The 12,193-nt window shown below is 45.9% G+C and carries 11 protein-coding genes; 7 read left to right on the top strand and 4 right to left on the bottom strand.

Features of this window, described 5'->3' with window-relative positions; translation table 11 throughout:
- The first annotated feature begins 1 nt into the window (after position 1).
- The 6 genes from BTW01_RS00170 to BTW01_RS00145 all read left to right on the top strand — a co-directional run bounded on the left by BTW01_RS00170 (position 2) and on the right by BTW01_RS00145 (position 7,009).
- A complete protein-coding gene (locus tag BTW01_RS00170) occupies positions 2-1,303 on the top strand; it encodes an ABC transporter substrate-binding protein (RefSeq protein WP_162101051.1) in 1,302 nt (433 codons plus the stop codon).
- A 35-nt stretch (positions 1,304-1,338) separates the two neighbouring features.
- A complete protein-coding gene (locus tag BTW01_RS00165) occupies positions 1,339-2,280 on the top strand; it encodes a carbohydrate ABC transporter permease (RefSeq protein WP_162101050.1) in 942 nt (313 codons plus the stop codon).
- Positions 2,281-3,126, top strand: a complete 846-nt coding sequence (gene araQ / locus BTW01_RS00160; RefSeq protein ID WP_162101209.1) for an arabinose ABC transporter permease AraQ — start codon at positions 2,281-2,283, stop codon at positions 3,124-3,126. It abuts the gene before it with no gap.
- A 19-nt stretch (positions 3,127-3,145) separates the two neighbouring features.
- The gene (gene abfA, locus BTW01_RS00155; protein WP_162101049.1) at positions 3,146-4,648 is read left to right on the top strand and encodes an alpha-L-arabinofuranosidase AbfA; all 1,503 of its coding nucleotides are present in this window, start codon (positions 3,146-3,148) and stop codon (positions 4,646-4,648) included.
- A 150-nt stretch (positions 4,649-4,798) separates the two neighbouring features.
- Positions 4,799-6,595, top strand: a complete 1,797-nt coding sequence (gene cstA, locus BTW01_RS00150; RefSeq protein WP_162101048.1) for a carbon starvation protein CstA — start codon at positions 4,799-4,801, stop codon at positions 6,593-6,595.
- Between the two features lie 33 nt (positions 6,596-6,628).
- Complete coding sequence (locus BTW01_RS00145) at positions 6,629-7,009, top strand: VOC family protein (protein WP_162101047.1); 381 nt, start codon at positions 6,629-6,631, stop codon at positions 7,007-7,009.
- A 36-nt stretch (positions 7,010-7,045) separates the two neighbouring features.
- Here the strand turns inward: BTW01_RS00145 and BTW01_RS00140 are convergent, their stop codons facing one another.
- The 4 genes from BTW01_RS00140 to sspI all read right to left on the bottom strand — a co-directional run bounded on the left by BTW01_RS00140 (position 7,046) and on the right by sspI (position 11,280).
- Positions 7,046-8,380 carry a (Fe-S)-binding protein gene (locus tag BTW01_RS00140; RefSeq protein ID WP_162101046.1) on the bottom strand — a complete coding sequence of 445 codons (1,335 nt, stop codon included), beginning with the start codon at positions 8,378-8,380 and terminating at the stop codon, positions 7,046-7,048.
- Positions 8,377-9,789: a glycolate oxidase subunit GlcD gene (gene glcD / locus BTW01_RS00135; protein WP_162101045.1), complete on the bottom strand. Its 1,413-nt coding sequence runs from the start codon at positions 9,787-9,789 to the stop codon at positions 8,377-8,379. Before glcD ends, BTW01_RS00140 begins: the two co-directional genes overlap by 4 nt.
- A 102-nt stretch (positions 9,790-9,891) precedes the next feature.
- Positions 9,892-10,995 (bottom strand): CdaR family transcriptional regulator, encoded by a 1,104-nt coding sequence (locus tag BTW01_RS00130; protein WP_162101044.1) that lies wholly within the window; start codon positions 10,993-10,995, stop codon positions 9,892-9,894.
- A 69-nt stretch (positions 10,996-11,064) separates the two neighbouring features.
- Positions 11,065-11,280 (bottom strand): small acid-soluble spore protein SspI, encoded by a 216-nt coding sequence (gene sspI, locus BTW01_RS00125; RefSeq protein ID WP_162101043.1) that lies wholly within the window; start codon positions 11,278-11,280, stop codon positions 11,065-11,067.
- Positions 11,281-11,398: 118 nt separating this feature from the next.
- Here sspI and BTW01_RS00120 point away from each other — a divergent pair, with 118 nt between their 5' ends.
- Positions 11,399-12,145: a TrmH family RNA methyltransferase gene (locus tag BTW01_RS00120; protein ID WP_162101042.1), complete on the top strand. Its 747-nt coding sequence runs from the start codon at positions 11,399-11,401 to the stop codon at positions 12,143-12,145.
- Positions 12,146-12,193: the final 48 nt, after the last annotated feature.

The following is a 12,193-nucleotide window of genomic DNA, read 5'->3' as shown; positions in this document are numbered from 1 at the left end:
AATGAAAAAAATGACTGCCTGTTTTCTTGTGCTTATGCTGCTGCTGACATTATTCATTGCTGGGTGTTCGGCAGAACAATCATCCGGGAAATCGGATGAAACCGAGCTGACCTTTTGGACATTTAACGGCCTTCATGAGCAGTTTTATGCAGAAATGGTGCAGGAATGGAACAAAAAATACCCTGATCGCAAAATTAAACTGAATACGGTCGTTTATCCATATGGACAAATGCACGATAATTTGTCTATCTCCTTAATTGCGGGAGAAGGTGTTCCTGATATTGCCGATGTCGAATTGGCGCGTTTTTCAAATTTTTTGAAGGGCACTGACATACCGCTTGCCGATTTGACACCGCTGATTGAAAAGGACCGCGATAAATTCGTTGAGGCGCGGCTTACCTTGTACAGCAAAAACGGCAAGCTTTACGGGCTGGATACGCATGTAGGAACGACAGTTATGTTTTATAACATGGATGTGATGCAAAAAGCCGGTGTCAATCCTGATGATATCAAAACATGGGATGATTACCATAAAGCCGGGCAGAAAGTGCGCAAAGTGACCGGAAAGCCGATGGGAACGGTGGAAACCAATGATTCCGCAACGTTCTTATCCATGATTTCACAGCAAAACTCAGGTTATTTTGATCAAAACGGCAAGCTGATCCTCAATAATGACACCAATGTAAAAACAATTCAATTTTTAAAGGACATGATGAGTGATAAAACGATGATTGCCGCACCAGGCGGCGGGCATCACAGTGAAGAATATTACGGCTTTATGAACCAAGGTGGAGCAGCGTCGGTTCTGATGCCGATTTGGTATATGGGAAGATTTTTAGATTATATGCCTGATTTAAAAGGAAAGATTGCCATCCGGCCGCTTCCGGCGTGGGAAGAGGGAGGCGACCGTTCGGCAGGTTTGGGCGGTACGGCAACTGTTGTGCCAAAGCAATCCAAGCATGTTGTGTTAGCGAAAGAGTTTTTGGCCTATGCGAAGGGCTCTAAAGAAGGAAACAAAAAGCTTTGGAGCGTACTCGGGTTTGACCCGCTCCGCTGGGATGTCTGGAGCTCTCAGGAATTGCAGGAGAAAAACAAATACACGGATTACTTCCAAAACGGAACAGGCATTTTTTCTATGCTTCTCGATATCAAGGATGAAATCAATCCAATTTATTTACATGAGGATTTTGCCAAGGCTTCAGACCTTGTCAACAGGAGCGTATTGTTCGACGCACTTAAATCTCAGCAAAAAACGCCTAAGCAAGCCTTGGACAGAGCAGAAGGTGAATTGAAACAGAAATAGAATCCCATTCGAAAAGTGAAAGCGGGGAGGTTCTCATGAAACCTGTGAAAACGGGAACGGTTCATCCCGTTCCCACAGCTGCGAAACAATCAGGTTGGCGAGATCTATTTTATTCGAAAAAAGCGGCGCCCTATTTGTTTACAGCGCCATTCATTTTATCTTTTCTCGTGTTTTTTTTATACCCCATCATTAACGTCTTCATAATGAGCTTTCAAAGAATATTGCCGGGAGAGGTGACGTTTGTCGGATTATCCAATTACAATGCGCTAAACAATCCGACGTTCTATACCGCTCTTTGGAATACATTGGAGTACACCTTTTGGACACTGATTGTGCTGATTCCAGTCCCGTTGCTTCTGGCCATATTCCTGAATTCAAGGCTGGTCAAATTCAGAAATATATTCAAATCAGCCCTATTCATTCCGGCACTGACTTCTACCATTGTGGCGGGGATCATATTTCGGCTGATCTTCGGAGAAATGGAAACGTCGCTGGCCAATTCTATCTTACTCAATCTCGGCTTTTCACCTCAGAACTGGATGAACAATGAACATACCGGCATGTTTTTAATGGTGCTGCTTGCTTCGTGGAGATGGATGGGTATCAACATCCTTTACTTTTTGGCCGGTTTGCAGAATGTGCCGAAAGAGCTGTACGAAGCCGCCGATATCGACGGCGCGAATACGATGAAAAAATTCCGCAACATTACGCTGCCATTTCTCAAGCCTGTAACGGTTTATGTGCTAACCATCAGCATCATCGGCGGATTCAGGATGTTTGAGGAAAGCTACGTCCTTTGGCAAAATAATTCCCCGGGTAATATCGGCTTGACGCTTGTTGGATATTTGTACCAGCAGGGACTTGCCTACAACGAAATGGGATACGGAGCGGCTATCGGTATTATGCTTTTGATTGTGATACTTGTTGTCAGCCTGGTTTCGTTAAAGCTGTCAGGCTCGTTTAAGGGGGAGGGATAAATATTGCGGCACTGTCCTCAGTACAGCGTTTACAAAATCGCGCTTACCTTGTTTTTTATCATGCTGAGTCTATTATATATTTTCCCAATTTTCTGTTTGCTTTTAGGATCATTAAAGCCGTCCTCTGAGCTTTTGCGTGTAGGACTGAATGTTGATATTGATCCCGAAGTGATGAGTTTAGATAACTACACATTTCTGTTTAGTGGAGGCAGTATTTATTTCAAATGGTTTTTTAACAGTCTTGTGCTTGGGATTTTCACGACCGTGCTCACTCTGTTTTTGTCTTCGATGATTGGGTACGGACTTGCGGTTTACGAATTTAAAGGCAGAAATATCATCTTTGTTTTTGTGCTGATTATTATGATGGTCCCGCTTGAAGTAATGATGCTTCCGTTGTTTAAGCTGACCGTCGGATTGCACTTAATCGATTCGTATACGGGTGTTATCCTGCCATTCATCGTTTCACCGGTAGCCGTTTTCTTTTTCAGGCAGTATGCCCTCGGTCTTCCAAAAGATTTGCTGGACTCTGCACGGATGGACGGCTGTACGGAATTCGGCATTTTTTTCCGGATTATGGCGCCGCTGATGAAACCGGCTTTCGGCGCGATGATTATCCTTCAGTCCTTAAACAGCTGGAACAACTTCTTGTGGCCGTTGATTGTGCTTCGTTCGAAAGAAATGTTTACACTTCCAATTGGGCTGTCCAGCTTGTTGAGCCCTTACGGCAACAACTATGACATGCTTATCTCTGGCTCAGTATTTGCGATTTTGCCGGTCATTATCATTTTCTTGTTTTTCCAAAAGTACTTTATCTCGGGACTGACAGTAGGTGGAGTCAAAGGGTAAAAAGGGGAGGAAACGTGTAATGAAAAAAGCGCAAATGATTGTAGATAAAGAATATAAAATCGGTGAAGTAGACAAACGGATTTACGGTTCGTTTATCGAACATATGGGACGTGCGGTATATGAAGGCATATATGAGCCTGATCACCCACAAGCGGATGAAGACGGGTTTAGAAAGGATGTCCAGTCGCTGATCAAAGAGTTGCAGGTCCCGATTATCCGCTATCCAGGCGGGAACTTTTTATCCGGATACAATTGGGAGGACGGTGTCGGACCTGCCGAAAACCGCCCGAGACGGCTTGACTTGGCATGGCAAACGATAGAAACGAATGAAGTGGGGACAAATGAGTTTTTAAGTTGGACAAAAAAGGTGAACACGAGTGTCAACATGGCCGTAAACCTTGGCACAAGAGGCATTGACGCCGCCCGCAATCTCGTTGAATACTGCAACCACCCGAAGGGCTCTTATTGGAGTGACTTAAGAAGATCGCATGGCTATGAACAGCCGTATGGCATCAAAACATGGTGCTTAGGAAACGAAATGGATGGCCCATGGCAGATCGGCCACAAAACTGCTGACGAATACGGGCGGCTTGCAGCGGAGACAGCAAAGGTCATGAAGTGGGTTGACCCATCAATTGAACTTGTTGCCTGCGGCAGCTCAAACAGCGGAATGCCGACCTTTATCGATTGGGAAGCAAAGGTGCTGGAGCATACGTACGAGCATGTCGACTATATCTCCCTTCACACATATTACGGAAACCGGGATAACAATCTGCCAAACTATTTGGCCCGTTCCATGGATCTAGATCATTTTATTAAATCGGTCGCTGCCACATGTGACTATGTGAAAGCAAAAACACGCAGCAAGAAAACCATCAATCTCTCTCTCGATGAATGGAACGTCTGGTATCACTCAAATGAAGCGGATAAAAAAGTTGAGCCGTGGATAACTGCGCGTCCGATTTTAGAGGATATTTATAATTTTGAAGATGCCTTACTGGTCGGTTCTCTCCTCATTACGATGCTGCAGCACGCAGATCGAGTGAAAATCGCTTGTCTTGCACAGCTTGTAAATGTCATCGCACCGATCATGACGGAAAAAGGAGGAGAAGCTTGGAGACAGCCGATTTTCTATCCGTACATGCATGCTTCTGTTTACGGAAGAGGTGAGTCACTGAAACCGCTTATTTCTTCGCCGAAGTACGACTGCACTGATTTTACGGATGTGCCATATGTCGATGCCGCTGTTGTGTATTCCGAAGAGGAAGAAACCCTCACGATTTTTGCGGTGAACAAAGCTGAGGAGCAGATGGAGACAGAGATTTCGCTCAGAGATTTTGAATCCTATCAAATCGCAGAGCACATCGTACTCGAGCATAAGGATATCAAAGCGACAAACCAGCATAACAGAAAAAATGTCCTCCCGCATTCCAACGGCACATCGTCTGTCAGCGAAAACGGCTTAACCGCGTATTTCTCACCGCTTTCCTGGAATGTGATCCGTCTGAAAAAACAGTCATAATAGAAACAAAGCCAGAGACTCCTTTCTTCGGCATGTTTTTTATTACCTCAGGCCGGCCTGTTACAGCCGGCTTTTTTGTATAGGGAAATGACCGCTTTTCAAGATGAAATTGTGATATATTTATGAAAACAGCAAAGGGGTTGGGAGGAAATGAATGCGGTTACAATTGTGATAGCGTCAATGTGCATTTTGGCTATCGCCTACCGTTTATATGGAACATTTATGATGGTGAAGGTGCTCAAAGTGAATGATGACAAGCCGACGCCTGCTCACGCGCTTGAGGATGGGAAAGACTATGTGCCTACAAATAAATGGGTTTCATTCGGCCACCATTTTGCGGCAATTGCAGCGGCCGGGCCGCTGGTCGGACCAATTTTGGCGGCGCAATTTGGGTATTTGCCGGGATTATTATGGCTGTTAATCGGGGCGGTGATAGGGGGAGCCGTCCATGATATTGTTGTGCTGTTTGCATCGATGCGAAAAAACGGCAAGTCGCTGTCGGAAGTGGCGAAGGATGAGCTCGGCCCTGTTGCCGGCTTTTGTACGGGACTTTCCATGCTGTTTATTATCACGATTACAATGGCGGGGCTGTCGATGGTTGTGCTGCACGCGCTTGAACGCAATCCATGGGGCACATTTGCAGTAGGGATTACGATTCCGATTGCGATGGGTATAGGCTTATTTTATAAGAAAACTGGAAATTTAAAGCTCACGTCATCGATCGGCTTTCTTTTTTTAATGGCAGGCGTCTTTATCGGTCCATGGGTGCAAACGACCGAGCTAGGAGCTTTTTTAACCCTGGATACGAAAACGCTTGCGATCGCGCTTCCTGTTTATGCGTTTTTTGCAGCGGCGCTGCCCGTTTGGCTGCTGCTTGCACCGCGTGATTATGTAAGCAGCTTCATGAAAATCGGTGTTTTTATCGCTTTGATTGCAGGGGTGTTTGTCGTCAATCCGTCCATTCCGTTTCCTGCATTTACAGAATTCGTAAAAGGGGGCGGGCCGGTGCTGGCAGGACCTGTCTGGCCTTTTATTTCGATCACCATCGCCTGCGGTGCGATCTCAGGGTTTCATGCTTTTGTCGGTTCAGGCACGACACCGAAAATGCTGAATAAATGGAGTAATATGAAGCCGGTTGCATTTGGTGCGATGCTTGTAGAATGTCTTGTCGGTATCATGGCGCTGATTGCAGCGACCGCCTTGCAGCCGGCAGATTATTTTGCGATTAACAGCACACCTGAGGTTTTCCATACGCTCGGCATGAATGTCGTTCATTTGCCTGAATTGAGCAGGGAAATCGGTCTGGACTTAGAAGGAAGAACAGGGGGAGCTGTCACGCTTGCAGTGGGAATGACGTACATTTTTATTGGGATTCCGCTTTTCAGCCATTTGGCCTCATACTTTTTTCAATTTGTCATTATGTTTGAAGCTGTCTTTATTTTAACAGCGATTGATGCGGGGACACGTGTTGCCCGTTATTTAATTCAGGATTTTTTCGGAGAGGTATATAAACCGCTGAAGAAAACAGACTGGATTCCGGGATCGGTATTTGCCAGCGCGCTTGCCTGCTTGATGTGGGGATATTTGCTGTATTCGGGGGATATCGGTTCCATATGGGCGCTGTTTGGCGTGTCCAATCAGCTGATGGCTTCAGTAGGACTTATTATCGGAGCGACGATCGTGCTAAAAATCGCTGATAAACGCCGTTACATTCTGACCTGCCTTATCCCGCTTGCCTATTTATATGTCACTGTCAATTATGCAGGCTATTGGATGGTGCGTAATGTGTATCTCAATCCCGAAGCGGCAGGATACAGTGTATTGAATGGCGTACTATCCATCATTATGCTGCTTTTAGGCTTCATCATTATCGTGGCGGCTGTGAAAAAATGGGCGCAAATGTGGAAAGATCCAAGCTTAAGAATGGAAGCATCTATCCCGGGGTAAAGCGCTATTGATAATGTTTAAGGAGGATTTGAAATGAATCTATCAATGAAATATTTGATTCTTTACGTATCAGACAGCAAGCGGGCCATTCATTTTTATCGGGATATTTTAGGACTGCCGATCCGTGCTGAACACGGCACATATGTCGAATTTGAAACAGGCTCTACAATTTTGGCGCTTAATACGCGAGAAAGCGCCAGAGACATCACACCGCTCGATATTCAAGATACATCAGCTTCGCACACATTTGAAATCGGTTTTGTCACTGGAAATGTAGAGGCGGTCATCAAAAGCGTGAGAGAACAAGGTGTTACGATTATTGGGGAACCGAAAGTGAAACCGTGGGGACAGACAGTCGCCTATATCACCGATCCAGATGGACATTATATTGAAATTTGCAGTCCGATAGAATAACGAACAAGCCCAAAACAAAGTCTGTTTTGGGCATTCTTATGATGTTATGTGTCCAGCCGCTTCGAGAAGTAAATCAGCCATGTGAACGGCTTTTACTTTATGGCCCAGACCTTCCCGTTCAATGCCGAGCTTCATCTGCAGCAGGCAGCCGGGATTAGCTGTCACAATGACAATTGCTTCTGTTGCTTTGACGGCATCCATTTTACGATCCAATATTTTCATAGACATGTCAGCTTCTACAATGTTATAAATTCCCGCTGATCCGCAGCAGCTGTCTGCTTTCTCCATTTCTATGAATTCAGCCCCATCGATGCTCTGAAGAAGCTGTCGAGGCTCGATCGAAGTATGCATCACATTTCTTAGATGGCATGAATCTTGATAGGTAACGACCTGAGGCGTCTCAAGCGTTAATCCTATTTGGTGGAAATCGAGTTCGACCAAAACAGAAGAAAAATCCTTCAGCTTTTGAACGAAAGCGGCGGCGCGTTCCGACCACTCGGGTTCATCCTTCAGCAAATGGTCATATTCAATGAGAAAGGCTCCGCATCCCCCTGCGTTTGTAATGACGGCATCCACGTCTAATGCCTCAAAAGCAGCGATATTTTGTTTTGCGAGCGCTTTGCCCGCGTTTTTTTCACCGCTATGCCCATGCAGGGCACCGCAGCAAGTCTGTTCAGGCGGGATGACAATGTCACAGCCTGCCAGCTGCAAAAGCTTCAATGTCGCATTGTTGGTCGGTAAAAACATGGTATCCATTAAGCAGCCTGAAAAAAAGGCGACCCGTTTTTTTCTGCGGCCAATGGAAGGAAGCAAACGCGGCCGATGCTTCATATCTTTATTTTTAGGAACATCGGGAAGAACAGCTTCCATCGTTCGCAAATGCTCTGGCAGAACGCGAAGCATACCGGTTTTACGTACAGCGGTTTGCAATCCTGAGCGCTGATACAAACCGATAAGGCTTACAGCAGAGCGCATGCGGTTTTGGTGCGGAAACAGCTCGTGAAAAGCTGTTTTTCGCATGACACGTGCACCGAGCGAGTGTTTTTTATTTTGGTGGATTATATCTCTCGCTTCCTCAAGCAGCTGTCCGTATTTCACGCCTGACGGGCATACAGGTTCACAGGCGCGACAGCCGAGGCAAAGTGACAGCGAACGTTCAACATCTTCATCCGGTTCAATCTGACCGTCGGCTACAGCTTTCATTAAGGCGATGCGGCCGCGCGGAGAGTGAGATTCCTGAAAACCCGATTCGATATAAGTCGGACAGGAAGGAAGGCAGAAGCCGCAGCGCATACAATTTAACAGCTCGCCTTCATCCATGCGCTCTTTAAACTCATCTTGGATCTGTTTCATTTCTTTATTTGTTGTCATCTTTTCGTCACCACACGTTTTCGGTCATCTTTTGCAAACACTTTGCCCGGATTTAATATGTTCTGAGGATCAAATGCCGCTTTCAACGCCTTCATTGCGGCAATGCCTTCTTTTTTCAGCTTCATTTCCAAGTAGGGCGCTTTCATAGCTCCGACCCCGTGTTCTCCGGTTATCGTGCCGCCAAGTTCAATCGCTTTCTCAAAAATCTCGGCAAAAGCCTGTTCGACACGCTCCATCTCATCTTTATTTCTAATGTCTGTCGTGCATGTCGGGTGAAGGTTTCCGTCTCCCGCGTGGCCGAAGGTGCAGATGGAAATATCGTATTTAGAAGCAATTTCATTAATGGCTTTTACCATATTGGCGATTTCTGAGCGAGGAACGGTTGCATCCTCTAAAATGGTCGTTGGCTTAAGGCGGGCAAGAGCAGAAAGTGCAGAACGCCGGGCTTCAGTCAGGGCAAACGCTTCCTCCTCCGTTTGTGCGGTCTGAACGGAGACGGCGGCGCCTTTTTTGCAAATCGCCTCAATCCTTTCTATATCTTGGGCTACGGTTTCAAGCGCTCCGTCCTGTTCAATTAACAGAACCGCCTTTGCGTTTGTCGGAAGGCCGATTTTGGCATAATCCTCAATGACCAAAAGTGTAGGCTGATCAAGAAATTCAAGCGTGGCGGGTATGATTTTAGCGGCAATGATGTCTGATACCGTTTGAGCAGCGGCATCGATATTTTCATAAAGGGCAAGCAACGTCTTCTTTGTTTCCGGCTTTGGGACCAGTTTGACGATGGCCTCTGTCACGATGCCGAGAGTTCCTTCTGAGCCGACAAAAAGGCGTGTGAGGTCGTATCCGGCCACATCTTTTGCAAGCTTTCCGCCGGTGCGGATGATGTCTCCATTTGCGAGCGCAACCTCCAGTCCGATGACATAGTCGCGGGTGACGCCGTATTTTAATCCGCGGAGTCCGCCGGAATTTTCATTGATATTTCCGCCCATTGTTGATATTTTCATAGAACTCGGATCAGGCGGATAAAATAAACCTTTTCTCTCAACTGCACGAATCAGGTCCAGCGTAATGACGCCCGGCTGGACGGTGGCGGTCAAATTTTCTTCATCAATCTCTAGAATCCGGTTCATATGCTTAAAGAGCAGCACAAGTCCTCCCTCGGTCGGGCATGTGCCGCCGCACAGGTTTGTCCCTGATCCTCTTGGAACGATCGGAACTTGATGTTCGCAGCAAATCGCTAATATTCGCGATATATCATCAGTATTCTTCGGCGCAATGACGGCATCAGGCATTGACTGAAACTGCGGCGTTGCATCATATGAATAGACGAGACGGCCGGCATTCGAGTCATCAAAATTTTCCGGACCGACGATTTGGATCAGCTGTTCTTTTATATCTTTTGTGATCATTTCCCCCATCCCCTTGTTAAAAATCGCTTTCAATCTATTGTAAAAGAAAAAAAGCAAAGCCTTCTATGGAGAAACATATAAAAAATGAAGCTGAAAATCTCTCTATTTTGTATCTTGATCTAAAAAATAGAGTGCAACATACATCGCGGCCATATCCTCTGTACGGTTAAAACGCAATCCTGTCAGCTCTTCAGCCTTTGATAAGCGATAACGCAAGGTATTGATGTGAATATGCATATCTTCTGCTGTTTGTTTCAAAGACAAATCAAGATGAAAGAACGTACGTATCGTATTCATAAGCTCATGCTGCTGAAGCGCCTCACGAAATACTCTTTTGGAAAATTCATTTCGGGTTGCCGGGCTGATCTCCTCCAGGCACATATCAAGCTTCAAATCCTCCTCAAATATGGGTGTTTTTCGCTTTAGGCTGACAGCCAGCGCTTTTTCCGCTTGCTCGTAGGAGTCTGCCAGGCTGGAGCTTGCGACAGCCCTCCCGGCGCCAGCAGCAAATCGTCTGTTTGCGGGATGAGCAAATGAACAAATGCGAAGGACCTCTCGTAAAAGCCGATCCCTTTGTTCATGTTTTGGCACTTCGTGATTAATGAGAATCCGTTCATTTCCCCACCTGATCAATAAATCCGAAGGGTATGCGGATTTCCATATATGTGTCATTTGCTCAATATCATAAGATGACCACCCATCACCTTGAATCAGAATCATTTGGCGTGTGGAGGAAAGGTCAACGCCAAGCAGCTGGGCTTTCTCAAGAAACCCGAGAGACCATTCTTTTAATTGCAGCCAATCGATCATAAAGGACTCCAGCATTCTCTCACGCCATTGAGACTGCTCTAAGTGCCATGATTCTTTAATGAACAGCTCTGTCATTTTTCGAAGCAGCTCCCCGTAAGGCTGGATCTCAGCAGGCTCACCTGTCAGCCCGAAGACGGCGATTACATCACGGTCAAAAAATACAGGCAGGTTCAGGCCTGCCTTTACTCCCTTTAGTCTCTTTTCATCTTCTTTTGAAATAATGACGTTGCGTTTCTCTTTTGCGCAGATGAGCGCTCCTTCATGAAATTGTCCGACCCTCTCATCATTTGTGCTTGCCATAATAAGGCCGTTTGTATTTACAATAATAATTTCACGTTCATACATTTTTTTGACTTCAGCAATGATTTTTTTCGCTAATATCGGCTGTAAAAACATGGCGATCCCCCCTCGTCATGCTTTTATTATATAAGAAAAAAACCGGGCGCTGTCACCCGGTTTCATGCCTTATTGGACAGGTTTTAATCCGCCTTCAAGCGTTTTTAGCATTTCGTTTTTCTCACTATCGGACGCGTGCTGCCAAATGACTTCGAATAAAACCCCGAGTCCCGGAAGCATTTTTTCTTCACCGCTTTGAATCGCGTCCGCAATGGTATGTTCAAGCTGATCCTGATTATTGCCGGTAACATTGGCAATGACGGCATGACGTAAATTAAGATCCATGTAAAAAGCTCCTTTTCCTAAAATGTAATACGTATATTCTAACCCTGTACCTGGTTTATTATGTGCTGTTCTTGCGATATAATAACAGCATGTTAAAAAAAGGAGAGCCACACAGACAGTGAAACAAATAGAATCGGCAAAAAACCAAAAAGTGAAAGATTGGAAAAAGCTTCACACGAAAAAAGAACGAGCTAAAACGAATACATTTCTGATAGAGGGAGAACACCTTGTTGAAGAGGCGCTCAAGAGCCCGGGCATAGTAAAAGAAATCCTTGTAAAGGATGAAATGAAAATCCCGGCAGATCTTGATGTGAGCATCCAGTGCTACGTGCTGAGTGAAGATGCGTTTTCAGCTGTTACTGAAACCGAAACGCCGCAGCAGATTGCCGCTGTGTGCCGTATGCCTGAGGAAAAACTGACGTCACCTCGGCGGGTGCTGCTGATTGACGCTGTTCAAGATCCGGGAAACCTCGGCACAATGATACGGACGGCGGATGCAGCAGGTTTAGATGCGGTTGTGCTCGGTGACGGCACAACCGACGCTTTTAACGGAAAAACGCTGCGATCTGCGCAAGGTTCTCACTTTCATATTTCTGTAGTAAGAAGAAACTTGCATACATATGTAGACGAATTGAAGGCAGGGGGCGTAAAAGTGTATGGCACTGCGCTGCAAACCGGAGCGCCTTACCGAGATTTGCCTCAGGCTGAATCCTTTGCGCTTATTGTAGGTAATGAAGGGGCAGGGATGAATGCTGCCTTGTTAGAAAAAACAGATTTGAACCTGTACGTGCCGCTTTACGGACAGGCTGAATCACTGAACGTTGCGATTGCAGCTGCCGTCCTCATGTACCACTTGCGAGGATAGTGTTGCGTCAAGCGCTCGATTTCACTATAATAGAACATAATATTTGAA

This window comes from Bacillus sp. SKDU12 (genome assembly GCF_010093085.1).
GTDB lineage: Bacteria > Bacillota > Bacilli > Bacillales > Bacillaceae > Bacillus > Bacillus mexicanus.
The sequence above is the reverse complement of the archived record's forward strand: the minus strand, read 5'-3'. Positions and strand labels throughout refer to the sequence as shown.

Excerpts from the sequence above, each read along its gene's own strand:
- BTW01_RS00170 (WP_162101051.1), top strand. The coding sequence starts at position 2 with ATGAAAAAAATGACTGCCTGTTTTCTTGTGCTTATGCTGCTGCTGACA.
- BTW01_RS00165 (WP_162101050.1), top strand. The coding sequence starts at position 1,339 with ATGAAACCTGTGAAAACGGGAACGGTTCATCCCGTTCCCACAGCTGCG.
- BTW01_RS00140 (WP_162101046.1), bottom strand. The coding sequence starts at position 8,380 with ATGACAACAAATAAAGAAATGAAACAGATCCAAGATGAGTTTAAAGAG.
- sspI (WP_162101043.1), bottom strand. The coding sequence starts at position 11,280 with ATGGATCTTAATTTACGTCATGCCGTCATTGCCAATGTTACCGGCAAT.
- BTW01_RS00145 (WP_162101047.1), top strand. The coding sequence starts at position 6,629 with ATGAATCTATCAATGAAATATTTGATTCTTTACGTATCAGACAGCAAG.
- abfA (WP_162101049.1), top strand. The coding sequence starts at position 3,146 with ATGAAAAAAGCGCAAATGATTGTAGATAAAGAATATAAAATCGGTGAA.
- glcD (WP_162101045.1), bottom strand. The coding sequence starts at position 9,789 with ATGATCACAAAAGATATAAAAGAACAGCTGATCCAAATCGTCGGTCCG.
- BTW01_RS00130 (WP_162101044.1), bottom strand. The coding sequence starts at position 10,995 with ATGTTTTTACAGCCGATATTAGCGAAAAAAATCATTGCTGAAGTCAAA.
- cstA (WP_162101048.1), top strand. The coding sequence starts at position 4,799 with ATGAATGCGGTTACAATTGTGATAGCGTCAATGTGCATTTTGGCTATC.